The organism is Streptosporangium sp. NPDC006930 (assembly GCF_040635605.1).
In the GTDB taxonomy this organism is placed as follows: Bacteria; Actinomycetota; Actinomycetes; order Streptosporangiales; family Streptosporangiaceae; genus Streptosporangium.
Genome location: NZ_JBEYID010000008.1, coordinates 249624 through 270045 on the forward strand (window position 1 = coordinate 249624; position 20422 = coordinate 270045).

A 20422-nucleotide genomic window follows, 5' to 3' on the forward strand; every position below is an offset into this window, starting at 1 on the left:
GCCCTCGCCTCCCAGGACCGGCCGGAGGTCGCGCGGGCTCACGGCTCCATGGACCTCTGGGGCTCGGAGAGGTCCTCCTGCAGGCGTTGCAGCTCCGAACGGATGTAGTCGCGGGTGGCCACCTCGCCGAGCGCCATGCGCAGGGCGGCGATCTCCCGGGTGAGGTAGTCCAGATCGGCCTGGTTGCGCTCCGCAGCCCTGCGGTCGTTCTCGTTCTGGACCCGGTCGCGGTCGTCCTGCCGGTTCTGGGCGAGCAGGATCAGCGGCGCCGCGTACGAGGCCTGGAGCGACAGGATCAGCGTGAGGAAGATGAAGGGGTAGGGGTCGAACTTCAGCGGGTGGGGGACGAGGACGTTCCACAGCACCCAGACGGCGACGAAAACCGTCATGTAAACCAGGAACCTGGCGGTGCCGAGGAAGCGGGCGATCCGCTCCGACAGCCGCCCGAACGCCTCGGGGTCGTAGTGGGGGCGCAACCGAAGGCCGGGCTGCCTGGGCTGGTCGAGACGGTCAGCCATTCCCGCCCTCTCTCGGTCGGTCGTCCCGCTCGCGCCAGTCGTCCGGCAGCAGGTGGTCGAGCACGTCGTCGACGGTGACCGCGCCGACCAGGCGTCCCGCCTCGTTCACCACGGGAGCCGCCACGAGATTGTAGTTGGCCAGGTAGGAGGTGACCTGGTGCAGGGTGAACTCGGGTCTGATCGGGTCGAGGGAGGTGTCCAGGATGCCGCCGAGCAGGGTCGAGGGCGGTTCGCGCAGCAGCCGCTGGAAGTGGGCCAGGCCGAGGAAGCGGCCGGTGGGCGTCTCGACGGGCGGCCGGGTCACGTAGACCTGCGCGGCCACGGCCGGGGTGAGTTCGCGCTGGCGGACGTTGGCGAGTGCCTCGGCGACCGTCGCGTTCGGGGGCAGGATCACCGGCTCGCTCGTCATCATGCCGCCCGCGGTGTTCTCCGGGTAGATCAGCAGTCGCCTGATCGGCGCGGCCTCCTCGGGCTCCATCAGCGCCATCAGCGCCTCGGCCTGCTCGGCGGGGAGGTCCTGGAGCAGGTCGGCCGCGTCGTCGGGGTTCATCTCCTCCAGCACGTCCGCGGCCCGCTCGGGGGCGAGCCTGCTCAGGATGCCGATCTGGTCCCGCTCGGGAAGTTCTTCGAGCACGTCCGCGAGCCGTACGTCGTCGAGGGCGGCGGCCACCTCGACCCGCCGCTTGGCGGGCAGATCGTGCAGGGCGCCGGCCAGGTCGGCGGCGCGCATCGACTCGAAGGCGACCAGCAGGTTGGCCGCGCCCTGGTCCTTCTGGACGGCGCCGAAGCCGTGGACCTCGCGCCAGTCGACGATCCTGGTCGCGCCGCGCCGGCGCAGCCCCAGGCCGGGAGGGCTCTCGATCACCGCCACCTTGGTGATCAGCCACTCCGAGCGCCTGGTCTCCTCCATGGCCAGGTCCAGGACCGTCATCCGCTCGCCGTCGACCTCCACGCCGAGGTCGAGCAGCTCGGTGATGGCGAGGGTCTCGGTCGCCCGCTGCTCGAACCTGCGCATGTTGAGCTGGCCGCTGAAGACGACGGCGCCGGCCTTGGCGGAGCGTATCCGGGTGATCGGCAGGAAGACCCTCCGCCGGGGCTGCACCTCGACGACCAGCCCGTGCACGTGCGGCGGCTCGCTTCCGGCGATGGCCACCACCACGTCGCGGACCCGGCCGATCTGGTCCCCCGCGGGGTCGAAGACCGGGGTTCCGGCGAGACGTGCGATGAAGATCCTCACATCTGAAGCGTAGGCCGCATCCCGGACCGATCGGTCACTGCCACGCTCCCCTGCTCACATCGCGGAACTCACTTGCTGGCCGACACTCCAGCATGACAGCATCAAAGCCGCTTAACGGTAATTACAGAAATGGTGGGTCATGAGACGTGCAGGACTCCTGATCGCGCTCGCGTCGTCCCTGGCCTTCGCCTTCTCGGGTCCCATGGCCAGATATCTGGGCGCGGCGGGACTCGCCCCGCTGGAGGCGGTCTGGATCCGCATGGCGGGCGCCGGGCTGCTGCTCGCCGGCATCCTCGCGGTCGCCCGGCCCGCGGCCCTGCGCATCCCCCGCTCGCGGCTGCCGTTCCTCCTGGTGTACGCGGTGGTCGCGGTCGCCGGTGTGCAGGCGCTGTTCTTCGCGGCGATCACCCGGCTGCCGGTCGGCGTCACCCTGCTCATCGAGTACACCTCGCCGGTGCTGGTGGTGCTCTGGGTGCGGTTCGTCCGACGGGTACGGCTGCCACGGGCGGCCTTCGTCGGTGCCGTCGTCGCCGTGGTCGGCCTCGGCATCGTGGTGGAGGTCTGGTCCGGTCTCGCCCTCGACCCGGTGGGCCTGCTGCTGGCCTTCGTCGCGATGACGTGCTGCGCCGGATACTTCCTGCTCAGTGACAGCTTCGGCGACGACATCGACCCGCTCGGCCTGATCGCCTGGGGCCTGCTCGGCGCCGCCGTGGTGCTCCTGCCGTTCTCCCAGCCGTGGAACATCCCCTGGGAGGCGATCAGCGGGACCGCCACCCCCGAGGGCGGCCACACGCTGCCGGTCGTCGGGGCGCTGGTCTGGCTGATCGTGGTCGCCACGGCCGCCGCCTACATCCTCGGCGTCCTCGCGATCCGCCGCCTCTCGGCCGCGATCGGCTCCACCGTCGCCTCTCTGGAGGTCATCGCCGGGGCGGTGGTCGCCTGGATCCTGCTGGGCGAGGCACTCGGCCCCTTCCAGATCGCGGGTGGCCTGATCGTCCTGGTCGGCGCCTACCTGGCACAGCGGGCCACGGCCGCGCTGCCCTCGCCCGTCGAAGAGGTCAGGGAACCGGCTCGCGTGGGGTGAGCCGTATCACCTTGGAAACCGCGGCCCAGCGCTCCAGAAGCCTCGCCCCGTCGGGGGCGTTGAGCCGCTCCTTGGCGAGCGCGGCCACCGCGTCGGGGGCATTCGCCTGGTCCACCACCTCCACGGAGGCGTCGAAGGCGACCAGGCGCCCGCCGTTGTCCTTGCTGCGCAGCGTCACCCGCACCTCCCCGGCCTCCGCCAGCCCCGGCAGCGGCTGCTCGCCCCCGCCGGTGACCAGGTAGATCGCGCCGTCGTGCCAGGTGTGCCAGGCCAGCCGGGGCCGGTCCAGCGACAGCCACAGGACGCTCGACTTCTTCGCGCCCTCCTCGATCACACCCATGAGACGAATGTACGGCCTGTGCCTCCCCGAATGGCGGTACAGGCCGTACACGTCGCCGGGTCAGCGCCGGGAGAGCTTCCAGGCGGCCGGGAGCAGTCCCGCCGCGATGACGATCTTGACGGCGTCGCCGAGCAGGAAGGGCACCACGCCCAGGGCGAGGCCGGTGGCGAGATCCAGTTGGGCGACGGCGATGAGGACCGGCAGGCCGAAGGCGTAGATGACCAGGTTGCCGAGGATCATCGTGCCGATCGTGCGCGGTACGGTGCGGTCGCCTCCGCGTTCGGCGAGCTTGCCGACGACGGCCGCCGCGGCGATGAAGCCGATGATGTATCCGAAGGACGCCCCGCCGAAGCCGGAGGCGCCGGCGGCGAACCACGGCACGCCCGCGACACCGGCCAGCATGTAGAGCGCCATGCTCAGCGTCGCGCGGTTCATGCCGAGGGCGGCGCCGACCAGCAGGACCGCGAAGGGCTGGCCACTGACCGGAACCGGTGAGCCGGGCAGCGGGAAGCTCAGCTGCGCGGCCAGACCCGTCAGGGCGGCGCCGCCGACCACGAGCGCGACGTCGCGGACGCGCGACGCGGGGATGAGGTCGGACAGTACGGCGGGCCTTGCCACCGAAGAAGCGTTTGCCATCGTGCGTGTCTCCCTTGGCAGATTCCTGATGTCCATTCTTCTGACATCTCAGGCAAGGGTCCTACGAGATCATCACCAAGAACAGGGCGGGGTCTTTGTGCGGAGGCCACAGGGGTGTCCTCGTCCTCATCCGGTGTGTTCCGGCCGAGGTCACGGCGTCGCCAGGCTCGTCCCGGCGCGTGGGCGTGGCGGCGCCCGGTCTGCCGTCCACCTCCCCGAGGGCGTTAGCGTGTTCCCCATGCGTTCTCGACGTTCGTGTCTCGCGGTGCCCGGCAGCAACCCCAGATTCCTGGAGAAGGCCCAGGGGCTCCCCGCCGACGAGGTCTTCCTCGACCTGGAGGACTCCGTCGCGCCGCTCGCCAAGGAGGGCGCGCGCAAGAACGTCGTGGCCGCCCTGCGCGAGGGTGACTGGTCGGGCAGGACGAGGGTCGTCCGGGTCAACGACCTCGGCACCCAGTGGACCTACCGGGACGTCATCGAGGTCGTGGAGGGCGCGGGGGAGTTTCTCGACTGCCTGATGCTGCCCAAGGTGGAGGACGCGGCCCAGGTGATGTGGCTCGACACGCTGCTCACCCAGATCGAGAGGGCGAACGGCCTCCCGGTCGGCCGGATCGGCATCGAGGCCCAGATCGAGAACGCGAGGGGCCTGGTCAACGTGGACGCCATCGGCGGAGCGTCCCCACGCCTGGAGACGCTCGTGTTCGGCCCGGCCGACTTCATGGCCTCGATCAACATGCGGACCCTGGTGGTCGGTGAGCAGCCGCCCGGCTACACCGAGGGCGACGCCTACCACTACATCCTGATGCGCATCCTGATGGCCGCGAGGACGCACGACCTGCAGGCCATCGACGGCCCGTACCTCGCGATCAGGGATCTCGACGGGTTCCGCCGCGTGGCGGGGCGGGCCGCGGCGCTCGGGTTCGACGGGAAATGGGTGCTCCACCCCTCCCAGATCGAGGCCGCGAACGAGGTGTTCTCGCCGCCGCAGGAGGACTACGACCACGCCGAGCTGATCCTCGACGCGTACGAGTACTACACGACGGTCGAGAGGCGCGGCGCGGTCATGCTCGGCGACGAGATGATCGACGAGGCGTCCAGGAAGATGGCGCTGGTGGTCGCGGCGAAGGGCAGGGCCGCCGGTCTGCGGCGCACCACGGCCTTCACCCCGCCTACAACCTGACCCCGATCGTGGTGAAGAACCAGAACGACGAGGTGAGCCAGAGGCCGGTGAGGGCGACGAAGGTGAGCCCACCGAGGACCGGGAGGGTCCAGCCGGGCAGCCCCCGCCTGGGCAGCGACAGCATCTTCGCGGTGAAGACGCCGTAGAAGAAGCAGCCGAGCAGTGAGTGGATCATCACGCGCGGCACGTCGAACTGGGCGCCCAGCGCGTACAGGCAGTGGAGTGCCACCGGGATCGTGAGCAGGAACGCCGCCCGCCCCGACCAGCGGTGCAGGGCACCGATCCACGGCACGTCCAGCTTGATCCGGCCCCACATGACCAGGGCGGAGAAGAGCTGGACGAGCGCCAGCAGGAACGCGCCGGTGGTGAGCCAGGACTTCATCGCCAGTGCCCCGGAGAATCCGGCCGGTCCGATCGCGTACCCGGTGGGCGTGTGGGCTCGCCCGTAGACGCCGAGCCCGACCGCCACCAGCCCGCCGACGACGAGCGGGAGGAGGAGTGGGGCGACGTTGTTCGCCCGCGGCCGCGGGACCGGTGTGATCTGTGTGTCACTCATCAGAACCCCTCGATGAACTCGTCGACGTCCCGGGGATCGACTTCCACGCCGTTCACGACGGCGTTCTCGCCGGGCTCGGGGATCGGCACGTCGGCGACCTCGTCGCCCACGAGGGTGAGGCCGACCCTGGTGCCGTCGTCAAGATAGATCCATCCGGCGCGGACGTCGGCGCCGCGGACGAGCGCGGTCGCCCGGTAGAGGCCGGAGGGCTTCTTCACGGTCGGAGCCTTGAAGCTCCACTTCCTGCCGCCGAAACCGAGGGTTCCCGCGGCACCGCCGCCGCCGAGACGGGCGGTGAGCGAGGCGTCGCCGCGACCGGACAGGGTGACCTTGCCGTCGGCGGCCCTGCCCTTCATCCAGGCCTCGATCTTGCCGTCGCAGAAGTAGCCGACCGCCTTGCCGTTCCTGACGGAGACGGCGATCAGGCCGCCGTTGCCGGTGACCCGCCCGGCGTAGTCGGCCTTGGCGGGGGTGGGCCTGGCCGTCTTGACGACCTCCGGTGCGGGCGACGCCTCCGTGATGGCCTGGGCGGGCGTGGCGGGTGTGTCGTCCTGGGCGTTGACGGTCCGCGTGGCGGGCGAGGTGGTGGCGCTGGCCACGCCGAGGGCGACGGCCATCACCGCTCCTGCCGCCAGTGTGTATACGGGCCCCAGCCGTGTCATATCCGCTCCCTGGGGTGGTGGGTGGTGACATCAGATGTACAGGCCCTGGTTCCGGCCGTCTGTGAACTAATCCGCACTCGGAGGGACGACGTTGGATCCTCACCGACTACGAGAAAGCCGGATAATTCCGGTACTGGATTGAAAAATCTGACTAGAGAGGTCTCGTCATCGCGGCCCGGACGTGTTGCTCTTGACTGTGTACGGCCGGGGACCGGGTATCCGGTCGCGGGAGGTGATCGTTTCCGGAGAACGGGGTACTAGTAGGAACGCTGCGATTTGCCGCATCCATAGGGGTTGCGGCCTGCTGTTACGGAGACGACTGGAACGGTCCGGGACGGGGTGTCCCGGTCTGAATGGGCTTCCTGCAAGGAGGTGCTGAGCGTGGCCTCGGGCCCCCACGACCCGCGCTCGCGAGAGTGGCCGGCGGATGACGACGGCGTGCACGACGACGCTATACACGAAGGCAGGTCCCAGGAGCCCCAGACGTCACCGCCGACGATCCAGCACTCCCCGCCAGGCCCCTCGGACGACGGCACGCGAGGGCGTCCCATGGCCTCCCCGTGGATGCTCCCGCCGTTCGCCGCGCCGACCCCGGACGACGGCGAGCCGCAGCAGGCCCGCCCCGAGGGATTCGGGAGCGAGCGCCGCCGACCGTACGCCCGCCCCTACGGCCCCTCCTCCCAGTCCTCAGGCCCCTCGCCCGCGCCGGAGACCTCCGCCGATCCCTCAGGCGAGGAGGAGCGGTCAGCGGGCCAGGGGCGCCACGCCACGCCCGAGCAGGGGCGGCCGCGGCCCGCGGACCGTCCCGACCTCCTCGTCGCCTCAGGACCGGCTCCAGCGCGCGGGAGGAGGAGAAGAGCGGATCGCCCCGACCTCCTCGTCGCCTCTGGGCCGCCCCGCGAACCGGGAGGAAGTGGGAGAAAGGAGCCCTCGCACCCCTCCGCCGAGGATCGGATCAGGGTCGAGCCGAGCATCGCGGCCACACCCGAACCGGCGCCGGAGGCGCGGCCGGACCCCGGACCCGAGCACGGAGCGCCGTCCGGGCCGGTGTCCGAACCCGAGCCCGAGTGGCCCTCCGCGACGGCCGAGGACGACTTCGAGCCGGTACGAAGGGTGGGGCGCCCACCGGGCGGCAGGCCCGCCAGGCCCGACATGCTCGTCGCACAGGGCCCGCCGGGCAGGCGGGGGACGAACGGCGGGCGGCACCACCGCCAGGCCACCGCACCTTCCGCGGTGCGCCGCTCCAGCCCGACCAGGCGCAGGCGCGGCCGCGGTCTGGTGATCCCGTTCCTGATGGTCCTGGTCCTCACCGTCGCGGTCGGCGGTGGCCTGGTCCTGTGGGGCTGGGTGAGCAGCCCGTTCGCCACCGGACTCCGGCTGGTCGGTGACGAGGTGACGTCGGGCGACGACAACTTCGTGCCGCAGGCCGGTGTCGGCGGCAACGGATCCAACCAGGTGCTCAACGCGGTGGCCTCCGTGGGTTCCGTCATGGTCGCGGTCGGCAGCGACACCACCAGCCCGGTCCCCAGGCCGCTGTTCCTCGTCTCCCCCGACGGCGGCACGACCTGGCAGCTGGGCAAGGTGACCGGCCCGGAGGGGTACGAGACGGGGCCGACCACGGTGGGCCGGGTGGCCGGCGGCGACGGCCTCTGGCTGGCGGCGGGAAACGATCCTCTCGGCGGCGGGCACGGCCTGTGGACCAGCTCCGACGGCTACGCCTGGACCGCGGCCGACCCCGGCGAGCTGGGCGCCTTCGCCCGCGGGGACAAGATCATGGATCTGGCGAGGACCGACTCCGGTTTCGTCGCGGTCGGCGCCGCCGTACTGGAGGACGGCACCACCGGGGCCGTCGCCTGGGTCTCCCCGGACGGGCGCGCCTGGGACCGGGTGGAGACCCGGGAGATCGGCATGCCGGACAAGGTGCGCGGCATGAAGGCGGTCGTCGCCAGGGGTGGCGCCGTCGTCGCGCTGGCGGACCCGGCCCAGGGGCAGTCCACCTCGGTCATCCTGCGCTCGTCCGACGGCGGCAGGAACTGGCAGCGCACCGGTGCCGCGCTCAACGACGTCATCCCCGAGCCGGGCGCGCTGGCCGTGGCCGGCGACGGGTTCGTCCTCGTACCGACCCAGCAGCGCAGCGACAAGGGCGAGGTCCGCGTCTACTGCTCTGGAGAGGGCGCCGACTGGAAGGCCTGCGGCGCCATCACCGGCCTGGGGCAGGAGGGCACGGGTGTCAAGCGCCTCGCCTCCTCCTCGGCGGGGGTGGCCGCGGTCGTCGAGTCCGGCTTCGAGCGCTACACCGTCCACACCAGCGAGGACGGCCGCGACTGGAGCAAGACCACCGATCTCGGCGAGGTGCCCGGCTCGCTGCGGGCGCTCGCGCTGTCCGACACCGGCACACTCGTCGTCGGCGGCGACGAGCGCGCCGCCGACGTGGACAACCGGGTGGTCCTCATCACCGCGCCCAAGGGAGGCGAGGCGAGGCCGGTCCCCCTGAGCGGCATCCAGGGCCTCGCCAGAGCCGCCCGCGAGACGGCCAGGGTGGCCTCGGGGGACGGCAGGTTCGTCGCGGTGGGCACCGTCTCCGGCGACGCCGGGATCTGGGGCAGCGCCGCCGGAGACGCCTGGAAGGCGGGCGGCCCCGCGCGGCTCTTCGGCGGCCCGAGGCGACAGGCGCTCGCCGACGTCGCGCACGGCAGGCGGGGCTGGCTGGCGGCGGGCAGCACGATGACCGACGCCTCGTCCACCGAGCCCCTGCTCTTCACCTCCTCAGACGGTGAGAGCTGGCGCAGGGTGCCGGTGCTCGGCCCCCTCGCGCCGACGGACGACCACGACTTCCTCGCCCCGCACGCGGTGGCGGCGGGGCCGTCCGGCTACGTCATGGCGGGCGAGGACCGCGGCCCCGCCGCCACCGTGCCCGTCCTGTGGTTCTCCACCGACCTCAAGCGCTTCTCCAGGGCGTCCAAGCTTCCCGCGGGCGGTACGGGGGTGCGGCTGTACGACGTCTCGGCGACCTCGTCCGGGTACGTCGCCGTCGGCGGCACCGGTACGGCCGAGCGCGAGACCGGCGTGGTGTGGGTGTCGGCCGACGGGGTCAACTGGACCGCGCGCAAGCCGGTCCTGCCGCCGGGGGCGACGTCCGCGGGCCTGCGGCACGTGGTCCTGTACGGCGGGTATGTCGTCGCGGCGGGCACGGCACAGACCGAGGAGGGCAGGAAGGCGTTCGGTGCGGTCTCCGACGACAACGGTGCGAGCTGGGAGTTCTCCTGGTTCCCCACGGACCGGGCGTCCGCCGTCCAGGATCTCGCCGCGACGCCCGAGGGCGTGGTGGCCGTCGGCTGGCACGGGGTGGCGGGGGCCGGCGACAGCGCGGCCTGGACCTCGGAGGACGGCCTCAACTGGCAGCGCCACACCCCCAGCCAGGGCAGCCTGGACGGCGAGGGCGCCCAGTGGCTCGGCGCGGTGGCGGTCTCCGGCGCCCAGGTCGTCGCCCTGGGCCGCTCCACCACCTACAGCGCGGACCACCTCACCCTGTGGCGCTCCACGCTCACCTCGTCACGATGACAGGAAACCGCGGCGCCACGCGCTCACCCGCGCCGCGTGGCGCTCGCGGCGATCCCGTGGCGCTCACCCGGGCGCGATGACCGCCCACTCGGTCAGCGCGTCCAGCAGGCCGGGGGTGAGGGGGAGGCGCGCGAGCTCCTCGCGGGTGAACCAGCGGGCGTCCGCGGCGTCGTCCCCCGCGGCGAGCGTGCCGCCGGAGACCTCGGCGAGGTAGTCGCGGATCTCGTAGACGGTGTCACCGGGACCGGGGCGGTCGACGGTCCCGGCCAGACGTCCGGGGACGACCGTGAGCCCGGTCTCCTCAAGGACCTCCCGCACGACCGCCTCGGAGTCGGACTCCCCGGATTCGACCCGCCCTCCGGGGACGGACCACAGGCCCTCGCCCGGCGGGTGGCCACGACGTACCAGAAGCATCCGCCCCGACCCGTCGAGGACGATCGCTCCAACACAATTTACGCGCACGTGAACAAGATTACGTTGTGATAACGCCCCAGCCTCTTGACGGATGACCGGTACAAGAAGCAGCGTGGGTAGGCGTGAAAGCCGCCCCTATCTGTCCACGGTGTTTCGGCCCGCTTCGTCCGCCGAGTGCTTGGTCAAGCTCCTGGAGATGCGGTCCGCACGGCGATGTCCTGCCGTTCCAGCCACCCAGACCGCCGTCGTCCGCCGCGGTGGAGGCCGTCACCCGAGACTCCCGCGTCCCCGCCTGGGTTCCCTGGCCGCTGCCCACGGGGTGGCTGGTCACGGGATTCGCCGAGGCGGGCGACGAGCGCAGCGGCACGCGGGCGACCGTGGTCGCGGTCTCCGGCCCCTCGCTGACCCACGGTCCCGCCGACCTGCTGATCATCGCGGAGGAGCCCGGGGTGGGGCTCGGCGCGGCGTTCGCGGGGCTGGAGGGCACCGACCCCGGCACCGGGTTCGACCAGGGCCCGCCGCACGCCAAGATCGACGTCAGGGGCCATCCGTGCTCCCTGTGGTGCGTCACCGCCGCCCCCGACCGGGCCGTCTACGCGGGTGAGGCGATGGGAAACTGGCTCTGGGCGGTCGTGTGGCCCGCCGAGGCCGGTTACCTCATCACCCTCGCCGAGCTCTCCCTGCGCGACCTGCGCGACCAGGACCAGGCTCTTGACCTGCCCTTCGGGGCGTTTTCCCCGCGTCTGGACCTCCCGGCGTCCTGACACTCGCCCGCTCGCGTCCCCTTTGTTCGGAGCCTTGACCGTTCTGTCCGAACCGGAGGGCGGGTGTAGGCAGTAAAGTTCGGAAGCGTGACAGCGCGTATCGAGCGAGTGGTGACCGAGGGCGTCGTCGATGTCGACGGCGTCGAGCACAAGGTCGAGAACAACACGTGGATCCTGGGTGACGACGAGGATGTCATCGTCATCGACGCCGCGCGCGACGCGGAGAAGATCCTGGAGAAGGTCGGCGAGCGGGAGGTGCTGGCGATCATCTGCACCCACGGCCTGCCCGACCACGTGGGCGCGGCCATCGAGGTCGCGGCCAGAGACGAGGCGGTGGTCGCCCTTCACCCGAAGGACCGGCCGCTGTGGCGGCTGACCTGGCCCGATACCTGGCCCGACATCGCCATGGAGGACGAGGGCCTGTTCGAGGTCGGTGGCGTCCAGTTGGAGGTCATGTCCACCCCCGGCATCTCCCAGGGTGGTGTCTCGCTGTACTGCGAGGCCCTGGACGCGGTCTTCACCGGCAAGACCCTCCAGGCCGACGGCCCCGGCAGGATCGGCGGTGAGTATCCCGCCCTGGCCGACCAGCTGACGGCGATCGGCGGGCGGCTGTTCACCCTGCCGCACAGCACCCGGGTGTTGCCCGCGCACGGGGAGGAGACGACCATCGGCGACCTGGAGCCCCAGTTCGACGCCTGGCTCTCCGGATCGCTGACCCGCGGCGCCGAGGCGCCGGAAGAGGAGGGGCCGCTCACCGACGGCACGCGCGCGGCGGGAATCCGGCTGAACCTCCGGGACGAACAGCCCTAAATGGATCAGCTTCCCCTGGAGGGCATGCCGCGACGGCTCTACGCCTGCACGCCGTCGCGGCTGAACAACTGGCTCGACTGCCCCCGCCGCTACCGGTTCACCTACCTGGACCGGCCCGCGCCGCGGAAGGGCCCGCCGTGGGCGCACAACAGCGTGGGCGCCAGCGTCCACAACGCCCTCGCCGCCTGGTGGCGTGAGCCGCCCGAGCGGCGTACGCCCGAGGTCGCGGGAAGCCTGCTCACCAGGGGATGGATCAACGAGGGGTTCCGCGACGCGGAGCAGTCGCGGACCTGGCGGGATCGGGCCCGGGAGATGGTCTGCGGATACGTGGCGAGCCTCGACCCCTCCGCCGAGCCGGTCGGCGTCGAGCGTACGGTCGCCACGCGCACCTCCGTCGTCGCGCTCTCCGGCCGGGTGGACCGGCTCGACCGGCGCGGCGAGGAGCTGGTCGTGGTCGACTACAAGACCGGCAGACGCCCGCTCACCACCGACGACGCCCGCTCCTCGCTCGCGCTGGCGGTCTACGCCATCGCTTCCTCCCGGATGATGCGCCGCCCCTGCCACCGGGTCGAGCTCCACCACCTGCCGACCGCCTCGATCGTGGAGTGGGAGCACACCGACGAGTCGCTCGCCCGCCATCTGGGCCACGCCGAGGAGATAGCCGTCGAGGCGTCCGGCGCCGACGAGCGCTACAGGGAGTGGTCGGCCACGGCCCGGCCCAAGGGAGCCGCCCCTGCGAAGGCGCGCGGTGGCGACCACGCCCCGCCCGTCGTGCCCCCCGAGGTCGACGCGGCCTTCCCGCCCCGTACGGGACCCCTGTGCTCGTGGTGTGACTTCCGCCGTCACTGCCCCGAGGGGCAGGCCGCGGGCACCGAGCGCGAGCCCTGGGCGGCCCTCGCCGACTGATGGCGAGGACTTGGCGACAGCGTCCCCCGCGATGAGACCGAGGGCTGTCTCGCCGACCCCGCGCCCGAGCGACAGGGTCATCGACGCCGCGCGCCTTCGTCGGGGCGGCACCCGGTCACACGAGACGCCGTTCACAGCCGGTCACACGATGGCCGCTGCCGCCGGGCAACCTCGGAGGGTTCAGCTCCTCAGACGGCTCTCGGCGGCGTTCCAGAAGCGGATGAGGGCGGCGGCCGTGGTCTCCGGCGCCTCCACCGCGGGGGAGTGGGCCGCGCCGGGGACGACCAGGCACTCGGCGTCCAGGCGGCGGGCCATCTCCGCCTGCATGCGCGGTGGCCAGCCGTCGTCGTGCTCGCCGTACAGGACCAGGGTGTCGACCTCGACCTGGGTGAGCTCGTCGCACCGGTCGGGCGCGGTGAGCACCTCCTTGGTCATCGTGAGCATGCCGACGGTCGAGTTGGCGAACAGCCGCTTGCGCAGGAAGGCGATGATCTCGTCGGACACCCCGGAGGCGAGGGCCTCGGGCTCCAGCCGGGTGTGCCACAGGTGTTCAAGACCGACTTCGGGCAGCTCCGAGATCATGAAGCGGCCCGCGCGCTCGCGGGGCCCGACGATCGCGGCCGGCCCGGAGCTCATGAGCGTGTAGGACACGAACCGGGTGCGGCCGTCGATGACCGCCTCCCGGGTGACCAGGCCGCCGAACGAGTGGCCCACCAGGTGGATAGGACCCCCGTGGCCGATCACCTGGGCCAGGACGTCGACGTCGTTGCCGAGCGCGGCGCAGGTGTAGGCGCTCCTGTCGTCAGGACCGTTCGTCTCGAACTGGCCGCGCATGTCGATCGCGACGACCTGGCGCCCCGACTGCGCGAGTGTCTGCAGGACCGCGATGAAGTCTTCCTTGCTGCCGGTCAGACCGGGCACCAGCAGGGCGGGCCATCGCTCCGGGATGCCGCTGACGGGCAGGGCCTCCAGTACGGCGAAGGAGCCCACCGCCGTCTCGATCTGGCGAGAGCGGACGCCAGGAGGCAGGGTCAGAAAACGCGGCGTACTCACGTGGCCCCACGATACCTCTCTTGGTGACTTCGCTCCGTGCGTCCGTAAGGGGCCGGGAGCGTGAAAAGGGGCGCTACCGATATGGTCGCGCCCCTTTTCGTGGTGGTACTTGCTAGTTGGGGCGACGCGGTCCTCGCTGCTGACCGTTGCGTACCGGCGGCCGACGGCGGCTCTGCACGCGTTCCGAGGCCGCCGAGGGGGCGATCTCGTCATCCTCCGACGCCAGGTCCGGCGACTTGAAGATCACCGAGAACGGGCTCGGAGGAATGATCTTCTCGGGCTGAGGCCGGGGCGCGGGGGCCTCGGCCACGGGCTCGTCGTCCCAGCGCTCCGCCACGATGTCGTCCTCTCTGGGCTCCGCGAACGCCGCGACCCGCTCGTCGGCCTGCGGCGGAGCCGAAGGGGTCTGCGAGGTCACGGGGGCGTCCGCCACCTGCTCGCGCCGGGCGCGGCGCTGCCGGCGAACCGGCTCCTCCGCGACGGGCTCGGTGTGAACCGGAGCCTCGGGCGTGCCGGTGAGGCTCACCTCGGGGTTCAGCCCTGCCTTGCGGGCCCTGCCCCTGCGGGGCGCGGCCTCGGCGGGCTGCTCGTCACGGATGTCCCTGCGGGCTGCCACATCCGCCTCCACCTCGGCGATCTCAACGACAGGGGACTGGGGTTCTTCGGCCGCGACCGGCGCGGAAACCTCCCCGCCGCTACGGCCGCCACGGGTGCGACGGCGTTCACGGGACGTGCGCGCGGGGCGCTCGCGACGCTCCTCGCGATCGTCCTCGCGTCCCTTACGAGAGTCGTCCTCGCGTCCCTTGCGGGATGGACGGGAGCGGATGCGACCCGTCTCGCCGAGGTCCTCGACCTCCTCGGCGGCCAGACCCGCCCGGGAGCGGTTGGCGCGCGGCAGCACGCCCTTGGTGCCCTCGGGGATGCCCAGGTCGCTGAAGACGTGCGGAGAGGTCGAGTAGGTCTCGACCGGCTCGGGGAAGGGGAGCGAGAGCGCGTTGTTGATGACCTTCCAGCGAGTGAGGTCCTCCCACTCGACGAAGGTCACCGCGACGCCCGTCTTGCCGGCCCGGCCGGTGCGGCCGATCCGGTGGACGTACGCCTTCTCGTCCTGCGGGCAGTCGTAGTTGACGACGTGGGTGACGTCGTCGACGTCGATGCCGCGCGCCGCGACGTCGGTCGCGACCAGCACGTCGATCTTGCCGTTGCGGAAGGCCCGCAGGGCCTGCTCACGCTGGCCCTGACCGAGGTCGCCGTGGACGGCCGCGGCGGCGAAGCCACGTTCCTTGAGCTGCTCGACGACCATGTCGCAGGCACGCTTGGTCTCGCAGAAGATCATGGTGAGGCCGCGGCCCTCGCACTGCAGCAGGCGGCCGACGATCTCGATCTTGTCCATCCGGTGCGTCCGCCAGACGAACTGGGTCGTCTGCGGGGTCGCCTCGGCCTCGGCGTCGTTGTTCTCCGCCCGCACATGGGTGGGGCGGGTGAGGTAACGCCTGGACAGGGCGACGATCTCGCCCGGCAGGGTCGCGGAGAACAGCATCGTCTGCCGCTCCGCCGGGATGAGCTTGATGATGCGCTCGATGTCGGGCAGGAAGCCCAGGTCGAGCATCCGGTCGGCCTCGTCCAGGACGAGGGTCCCGATCTGGCTGAGGTCGAGATGCTTCTGCTTGACCAGGTCGAGCAGGCGGCCCGGGGTGCCGACGATGACGTCGACGCCCTGCTTGAGCGCCTCGATCTGGGGTTCGTACGCGCGCCCGCCGTACACGGTGAGGATCCGCGAGCCGAGCTTGCCGGCCGCCGTCACAAGGTCCTCGGTGACCTGGACGGCGAGCTCGCGGGTCGGCACGACGACCAGCCCGCGGGGCTTCTTGCGGTTCTTCCTCGGCTTGCCGACCCGTTGCAGCATCGCCACGCCGAAGGCGTAGGTCTTGCCGGTGCCGGTGCGCGCCTGGCCGATGATGTCCTGGCCGTTGAGGGCCAGGGGGAGTGCCATTTCCTGAATCGGGAACGGCGCGATGATGCCCTCGGTCTCAAGGGCATCGGCGATCTCTGGGGTGACTCCGAGGTCTCGGAACGTCGTCAGCTTGGCCTGCCTAAATCTCCGTTGAAGGCAGGCCTGCCGGGACCACGGGCAGAAAACGTGTCCCCGTGCCGGGTCCTCGCGGAAGGTCCAGCCCTCTCATGTCATCAGCGACCGCTGCGGCGTCACGCCGACTTTTGGGGGCGTCCGGGCGTGGATATCCCGGATTAACACGGTGCGGTCGCACTTTCACAGAGCAGTGTACTCGATACCACAACGGAGAACCGATTTCTTCGTATTCCCGGTGAATCGCGAGGCCACCGAACTCGTAGGCTGCCTCCATGAGCGATTCCCCTCCCGGTGTCTCCGACCTGCTCGGCGTCCTCGCCTACGCCGAGCTGACCGCGTTCCTCAGGCTCGCCGAGGACGCCACCAGGTACGCCCCCTCGCTGACCGATCAGGCCGCCCTCGGCGGCCTCGCGGCGGCGGAGTACGCGCACTTCGAGTTGCTCCGCGACCGGCTCACCTCCCTGGGCGTGGACCCCGAGGAGGCGATGGCGCCGTTCACCGGGCCGCTGGACGACTGGCACGCCCAGACCTTCCCGGGAGACTGGCTGGAGGCCCTGGTCAAGGCGTACGTCGGCACGGGGATCGCGCTCGACTTCTACCGCGAGGCGGCCGTCGGCGTGGACGACGAGACGCGGGAGCTCGTCGACGAGGTCCTCACGGACGAGGGACGGTCGCAGTTCGCCGTCGAGCGGGTCCGCGCGGCGCTCTCCGAGGATCCCAGGCAGGCGGGACGGCTCGCGCTGTGGGCGAGGCGGATGGTGGGAGAGGCGCTGAGCCAGGGGCAGCACGTGGCCGCGGCCAGACCGGAGCTCGCGGCCCTGCTGGTGGAGGCGGTGGGAGAGGACATCAGCCGGATGTTCTCCCGGCTGAGCGAGAAGCACGGCCGGCGGATGGCCGCCCTGGGACTCACCCCGGGCCCCTAGCGGGCTTCCCGCACGTGCTGGGCTCGGGGCCTTTGATCGCCTCTGAGGCTGTTCGCCGGGGGCGGAGAGGGGAAGCCGGTCGGCGGATCACGACACGTGAGGCGGCGAACAGCTGTAGCGTGCGAGACATGAGGGCCTCGCGCCGCTATGGCAGTTCCTTGACGAGATGTGGGCCGAACCGCTGGACTTCGCGTCCCGTGCTGCGCAGGGGAGGTGCGGGCTGCCCGGCGGTGAGCCGGGGGCGGGAGCATCTGCGCCGCGTCAGACGCCCGCGCTGCTGCGGGTTCGGCGAGCGGGACGAGTGCTCAGGCACCTGAGGCTTCGGCACCTGTGGTTTCGGCATCTGGGAGCGGGATGTTCTCAGGGCAATCGCCCTGCCACCGGGTGTGTCCGAGCCGGGCGCCCCTCTCTTCGGCTCCGCGGCGGCGCGCTCGCACCCGATCCGCGGACCGCGCCATGCCGACGAGGGACGACGACCTGGCGCGAGCCCGGAATCCGTCAGAGCGTGCCGCCGAAGCCGACGGGACGCGCCTCCTCCTCGCCGATCTCGATGAAGCCGAGTGAGGCGACCGGGACGATGATCTTTCGGCCGTTGACGTCGGTGATGGTGAGGACACCGTTGCCGGACGAGAAAGCGGCGCTGACCTCGCCCTCAAGCTGCTCGGCCGTGAGGTTGGTCTCCACTACGAGTTCACGGTGCACGGAACGTACGCCGATCTTGATTTCCATCGTGCTCCCTTTTCGATGAGGGTTGCTCGCCCCATGGTCTCCCCAACGAAGGCCCGACGCGCCGGTTGATCGCGCGAAGCGAACAGCTGATCGCGGCGAGCGAACAGCCGGGCCGCAGACCGGAGCGGTCGAGGGTTCCGGGTGCTGAGAGTGCCGACACGGCGGGTACCGGCGAGGCCGGTGGTGAGGGTGCCACTTCGGGAGAGGTCGGTGAGGCCGGTGGCGGGAGTGCCGCTGCGGAGGAGATCGACCGGGGCCGACGGCGGGAGCGCCGTCGGCGCCGGGATCTCAGTGGTCGGCGACGGTGCGCGGGAAACCGGAGATGCCGCGCCACGACAGGCGGGCGATGAGCTGGGTGGCCGCGTCCTTGGGAATGGAGCCGTTGCTGCTGATCCAGTAACGGGCGCTGACCTCGGCCATGCCGACGAGCCCGACGCCAAGCAGGCGCGCCTCGTCGCTGGAGCAGCCGGTGTCCTCCTGGATGACCTGACTGATCATCTCGGCGCTCTCACGGAGGTTGCGCTCCATGCGCTGGCGGACCGGGGCGACGTTGCGCAGGTCCGACTCGAACACCAGCCGGAACGCCTCCCCCTGGGTGGAGACGAAGTCGAAGAAGGCGCCGATCGCAGCCTGGACGCGCTGCTTGTTGTCCGTGGTGGAGGCGAGGGCGTCGCGACAGCGGGCGATCATGTCGTCCACGTGCAGGTCGAGCAGTGCCAGATAGAGCTCCTGCTTGCCGGGGAAGTGCTGGTAGAGAACCGGCTTGCTCACCCCTGCCCGCTCGGCGATCTCGTCCATCGCGGCCGCGTGGTAGCCGTTCTCCACGAACACCTCCTGTGCCGCGCTGAGCAGCTGGCGGCGGCGAGCTGTTCGGGGCAGCCGGGTGCCCCGGGGCTTGGCGTCCGGGGTAGCGGTCACGTGGTCTCCTCGTGTCAAGCTCCTGGCGTCTGGGGCCATCCTACGCGTGGGTAACCCGGGTCAGCGATAGTCGTCCTCGTCGAGCTCGACGGTGCGCCGCTGCTCGAAGGCGTCCGCCGGATCGGCCTCCAGAGGGACGGAGTCGGGCCACTGCGGTTCTTCCTCGCGCGTCGCGCGGTTCTGCTCGGCGGCGTCGGCGGGATTCACCTCCAGCGGGAGGTCGGCGGGCGTCTCGGAGCCGTTCTCACGCACTGCCCTCTGTTGCTCGGCGGCGTCGGCCTCGGGCGTCTCGACGGAGAGCTCCTCGGGAAGGTCGTCGGCCGTTTCCCCATGTGATCTGTCGCCCCGCGCGTTCATGTTCAGACATCCCCTGTCGTCATCCGGGCTTCGACATGCTCCCTCTCCTCGCCCGGTTCCGGTAAACGTCGGACATCGCCCAGCGTACGACCTCGGGTACCGCGCGCCGCGAAAGACGCGGCCTCGGGCCGCCCATGGCGTCGTCCGCGGCGTCGACGGGGTTTCACGAACGTGTGCGCGACATCCGGGTTCCGGGGTGAGGTGTCGGCGGGGAGAGCCTCGCCGGGCGGCCCGAGGAGGCCGTGCCGCCCGAGACGTGAGGGAGGGCCGTGGCCCCAGGGAAACAGGGGGCGGGGGCAGAGAGTGGGGGTGCGGAGGAGAATCGTGCGGCGGGCGTCGGACAACACGTGGGACAACACAGGACGGGGGCTCCGCGGTCGGAAAACCGCGGAGCCCCGCCTGTGATTCGTGAGAAATGAGAATTCGCACTGTGTTGAGAGTTGAAATCCCGAGGATGTCATCCCCGGCTTTCCGTGCTCACCGTCCGGGCCGGCGTCCCCGAGCAGGAGAACGCGATCCTGGTGAATACGGGATTCCTACCTCTCGGTAACGGTTTCCGAACCGCTGTGAAACGCGGTTCCAGCCGTTGTCGGCCTCGTGTTCCGACCCCGTGTCAAGCGGGGATCAGGACGCGGCGACCGGAGGCGCCGTGGCCTCCGTCGGCCAAGGCTTGTGCTCGTGCTCGTGCTCGTGCTCCTGCTCCTTAATGGGCACGAGGCGCTCGGAGCGGGTCTTGTTGTGCAGCCGGTTCCGGTTGCAGCTGTCGTTGTTGAGCGTCAGACGGAAGCGGTGGTGGGTGCGACGGTAGTCCCGGTTACGGCAGCAGCCGCCGCCGCCCCAGGTCGTGAAGGTGCCGGCGGTGACCGCGGTGGTCATCGCGTTGGCGCTGGTGACGGTGGTCGCCGCGCCCATGGCGACGACCCCGCCGGCCAGTGCCGTGCTGATCGCGAGCCCTGCGAGAACACTCTTGAACTTGGGCATGCGTTTCCCCCTTGAAAGGATTGACTTACCAATTTTTGGCATTTACCGCATGAGTCGGGAATTGCCAGAGATGGTTAGAGATAGCCGGTGATGAGCCATCCCTGCTTGTCATAGTTTCCTCGCATGTCTGCTGACAAACGAAGATCGAAGGCTTTTACCCTACTCTTAGCTATTTATCGTCGATGTTGGATGCTTATTGGTCGCTTTAAAGCGAAATGTATTTAATGTCGGATTTGTTCACTGAGGGCGAAGATGGCTGCCGTGTATCGCCGGGAGATGGGCCGGTGCGGCTCGCGCCCGCCGAGGGTGTCGTCGTGCGACCTCGGCTCCCTGTGTCTCGATCGCGCGTTTCCCGGAGGGGGGCGACCCTTCCCCGGGTGATCCGTCGCCGACGGGCCGAACCGGACGTCGGTGTCACGCTCCAGCCCCCGGGAGTGGCCTGGGGAGGGGGGCGGGAGTTGGACATAAACGACGAAGGCCCCGCGGTGTGGAAACCGCGGGGCCTCGCTGTCACTTCGTGAGATGAGAATTCGCACTGTGGTGAGAGTCAGGTTCCTGTGGATCTCTCCTCAGGTTCCCGCTGTCGCTGTTCGGCCGGTTCCCCTGGGTGAGGAGCACGGTCGCGGCGAACGCGGGGTCCTGTCTCTCCGTCGTCACGGCCTCGAAACCGCGGGAAATCGCGGATCCTGCCGTGAGCGATTTCG

General features: G+C 70.8%; 20 protein-coding genes. 7 read left to right on the plus strand and 13 right to left on the minus strand.

The annotated features are described in order from the left end of the window. Positions 1-38 precede the first annotated feature (38 nt). Entirely contained in the window at positions 39-518 is a 480-nt protein-coding gene (locus ABZ664_RS17030) for a DUF1003 domain-containing protein (protein ID WP_362509864.1), read from the minus strand. After that, on the minus strand, positions 511-1755 hold the full coding sequence (locus ABZ664_RS17035; RefSeq protein WP_362509867.1) for a CBS domain-containing protein: 1245 nt from the start codon (positions 1753-1755) through the stop codon (positions 511-513). Before ABZ664_RS17035 ends, ABZ664_RS17030 begins: the two co-directional genes overlap by 8 nt. A gap of 139 nt (positions 1756-1894) precedes the next feature. Here ABZ664_RS17035 and ABZ664_RS17040 point away from each other — a divergent pair, with 139 nt between their 5' ends. After that, positions 1895-2839 (plus strand): DMT family transporter, encoded by a 945-nt coding sequence (locus ABZ664_RS17040; RefSeq protein ID WP_362509870.1) that lies wholly within the window; start codon positions 1895-1897, stop codon positions 2837-2839. Here the strand turns inward: ABZ664_RS17040 and ABZ664_RS17045 are convergent. Further along, a complete protein-coding gene (locus ABZ664_RS17045) occupies positions 2814-3179 on the minus strand; it encodes a hypothetical protein (protein ID WP_362509872.1) in 366 nt (121 codons plus the stop codon). The genes ABZ664_RS17040 and ABZ664_RS17045 overlap by 26 nt on opposite strands. 60 nt (positions 3180-3239) lie before the next feature. After that, on the minus strand, positions 3240-3815 hold the full coding sequence (locus tag ABZ664_RS17050) for a biotin transporter BioY (protein ID WP_362509875.1): 576 nt from the start codon (positions 3813-3815) through the stop codon (positions 3240-3242). 238 nt (positions 3816-4053) lie between these two features. On the opposite strand from ABZ664_RS17050, the gene ABZ664_RS17055 reads away from it, so the two are divergent. Beyond that, on the plus strand, positions 4054-4995 hold the full coding sequence (locus tag ABZ664_RS17055) for a CoA ester lyase (RefSeq protein ID WP_362509878.1): 942 nt from the start codon (positions 4054-4056) through the stop codon (positions 4993-4995). Here ABZ664_RS17055 and ABZ664_RS17060 read toward each other — a convergent pair. Together ABZ664_RS17060 and ABZ664_RS17065 are read right to left on the minus strand one after the other, a co-directional pair. After that, on the minus strand, positions 4985-5551 hold the full coding sequence (locus tag ABZ664_RS17060) for a DUF6529 family protein (RefSeq protein WP_362509880.1): 567 nt from the start codon (positions 5549-5551) through the stop codon (positions 4985-4987). The two genes, ABZ664_RS17055 and ABZ664_RS17060, sit on opposite strands and share 11 nt — an antisense overlap. Continuing rightward, positions 5551-6213 carry a hypothetical protein gene (locus ABZ664_RS17065; protein ID WP_362509883.1) on the minus strand — a complete coding sequence of 221 codons (663 nt, stop codon included), beginning with the start codon at positions 6211-6213 and terminating at the stop codon, positions 5551-5553. The genes ABZ664_RS17060 and ABZ664_RS17065 overlap by 1 nt, the downstream gene beginning before the upstream one ends. Before the next feature lie 381 nt (positions 6214-6594). Between ABZ664_RS17065 and ABZ664_RS17070 the strand changes: the two genes are divergently transcribed. Next, positions 6595-9774, plus strand: a complete 3180-nt coding sequence (locus ABZ664_RS17070; protein WP_362509886.1) for a hypothetical protein — start codon at positions 6595-6597, stop codon at positions 9772-9774. 63 nt (positions 9775-9837) lie between these two features. Here ABZ664_RS17070 and ABZ664_RS17075 read toward each other — a convergent pair whose 3' ends face one another. Beyond that, positions 9838-10236: an NUDIX domain-containing protein gene (locus ABZ664_RS17075; protein ID WP_350947885.1), complete on the minus strand. Its 399-nt coding sequence runs from the start codon at positions 10234-10236 to the stop codon at positions 9838-9840. A 74-nt stretch (positions 10237-10310) separates the two neighbouring features. Between ABZ664_RS17075 and ABZ664_RS17080 the strand changes: the two genes are divergently transcribed. The 3 genes from ABZ664_RS17080 to ABZ664_RS17090 all read left to right on the plus strand — a co-directional run bounded on the left by ABZ664_RS17080 (position 10311) and on the right by ABZ664_RS17090 (position 12668). Further along, a complete protein-coding gene (locus ABZ664_RS17080; RefSeq protein WP_362509889.1) occupies positions 10311-10952 on the plus strand; it encodes a DUF6758 family protein in 642 nt (213 codons plus the stop codon). 87 nt (positions 10953-11039) lie between these two features. Continuing rightward, complete coding sequence (locus ABZ664_RS17085; protein ID WP_362509892.1) at positions 11040-11762, plus strand: MBL fold metallo-hydrolase; 723 nt, start codon at positions 11040-11042, stop codon at positions 11760-11762. After that, positions 11763-12668: a PD-(D/E)XK nuclease family protein gene (locus ABZ664_RS17090; RefSeq protein ID WP_362509895.1), complete on the plus strand. Its 906-nt coding sequence runs from the start codon at positions 11763-11765 to the stop codon at positions 12666-12668. It begins immediately after the preceding gene. A 180-nt stretch (positions 12669-12848) separates the two neighbouring features. Here ABZ664_RS17090 and ABZ664_RS17095 read toward each other — a convergent pair whose 3' ends face one another. After that, a complete protein-coding gene (locus ABZ664_RS17095; RefSeq protein ID WP_362509898.1) occupies positions 12849-13721 on the minus strand; it encodes an alpha/beta hydrolase in 873 nt (290 codons plus the stop codon). Positions 13722-13833: 112 nt separating this feature from the next. Continuing rightward, the gene (locus tag ABZ664_RS17100; protein WP_362509900.1) at positions 13834-15714 is read right to left on the minus strand and encodes a DEAD/DEAH box helicase; all 1881 of its coding nucleotides are present in this window, start codon (positions 15712-15714) and stop codon (positions 13834-13836) included. Between the two features lie 368 nt (positions 15715-16082). Between ABZ664_RS17100 and ABZ664_RS17105 the strand changes: the two genes are divergently transcribed. Then, a complete protein-coding gene (locus tag ABZ664_RS17105; protein ID WP_362509903.1) occupies positions 16083-16733 on the plus strand; it encodes a ferritin-like fold-containing protein in 651 nt (216 codons plus the stop codon). Positions 16734-17231: 498 nt separating this feature from the next. Here ABZ664_RS17105 and ABZ664_RS17110 read toward each other — a convergent pair whose 3' ends face one another. The 4 genes from ABZ664_RS17110 to ABZ664_RS17125 all read right to left on the minus strand — a co-directional run bounded on the left by ABZ664_RS17110 (position 17232) and on the right by ABZ664_RS17125 (position 19718). After that, complete coding sequence (locus ABZ664_RS17110; RefSeq protein WP_362509905.1) at positions 17232-17462, minus strand: DUF3107 domain-containing protein; 231 nt, start codon at positions 17460-17462, stop codon at positions 17232-17234. Positions 17463-17750: 288 nt separating this feature from the next. Continuing rightward, complete coding sequence (locus ABZ664_RS17115) at positions 17751-18380, minus strand: TetR/AcrR family transcriptional regulator (protein WP_350947877.1); 630 nt, start codon at positions 18378-18380, stop codon at positions 17751-17753. Positions 18381-18440: 60 nt separating this feature from the next. Continuing rightward, positions 18441-18737 carry a hypothetical protein gene (locus tag ABZ664_RS17120; protein ID WP_362509908.1) on the minus strand — a complete coding sequence of 99 codons (297 nt, stop codon included), beginning with the start codon at positions 18735-18737 and terminating at the stop codon, positions 18441-18443. Positions 18738-19361: 624 nt separating this feature from the next. Beyond that, positions 19362-19718, minus strand: a complete 357-nt coding sequence (locus ABZ664_RS17125; protein ID WP_362509911.1) for a hypothetical protein — start codon at positions 19716-19718, stop codon at positions 19362-19364. Positions 19719-20422: the final 704 nt, after the last annotated feature.

Bases quoted from the DNA above. Each gene is read 5' to 3' on its own strand.
- ABZ664_RS17125 (WP_362509911.1), bottom strand. From the start codon at position 19,718: ATGCCCAAGTTCAAGAGTGTTCTCGCAGGGCTCGCGATCAGCACGGCA.
- ABZ664_RS17100 (WP_362509900.1), bottom strand. From the start codon at position 15,714: ATGGCACTCCCCCTGGCCCTCAACGGCCAGGACATCATCGGCCAGGCG.
- ABZ664_RS17050 (WP_362509875.1), bottom strand. From the start codon at position 3,815: ATGGCAAACGCTTCTTCGGTGGCAAGGCCCGCCGTACTGTCCGACCTC.
- ABZ664_RS17045 (WP_362509872.1), bottom strand. From the start codon at position 3,179: ATGGGTGTGATCGAGGAGGGCGCGAAGAAGTCGAGCGTCCTGTGGCTG.
- ABZ664_RS17105 (WP_362509903.1), top strand. From the start codon at position 16,083: ATGAGCGATTCCCCTCCCGGTGTCTCCGACCTGCTCGGCGTCCTCGCC.
- ABZ664_RS17090 (WP_362509895.1), top strand. From the start codon at position 11,763: ATGGATCAGCTTCCCCTGGAGGGCATGCCGCGACGGCTCTACGCCTGC.
- ABZ664_RS17120 (WP_362509908.1), bottom strand. From the start codon at position 18,737: ATGAACGCGCGGGGCGACAGATCACATGGGGAAACGGCCGACGACCTT.
- ABZ664_RS17060 (WP_362509880.1), bottom strand. From the start codon at position 5,551: ATGAGTGACACACAGATCACACCGGTCCCGCGGCCGCGGGCGAACAAC.
- ABZ664_RS17065 (WP_362509883.1), bottom strand. From the start codon at position 6,213: ATGACACGGCTGGGGCCCGTATACACACTGGCGGCAGGAGCGGTGATG.
- ABZ664_RS17040 (WP_362509870.1), top strand. From the start codon at position 1,895: ATGAGACGTGCAGGACTCCTGATCGCGCTCGCGTCGTCCCTGGCCTTC.
- ABZ664_RS17055 (WP_362509878.1), top strand. From the start codon at position 4,054: ATGCGTTCTCGACGTTCGTGTCTCGCGGTGCCCGGCAGCAACCCCAGA.
- ABZ664_RS17030 (WP_362509864.1), bottom strand. From the start codon at position 518: ATGGCTGACCGTCTCGACCAGCCCAGGCAGCCCGGCCTTCGGTTGCGC.
- ABZ664_RS17110 (WP_362509905.1), bottom strand. From the start codon at position 17,462: ATGGAAATCAAGATCGGCGTACGTTCCGTGCACCGTGAACTCGTAGTG.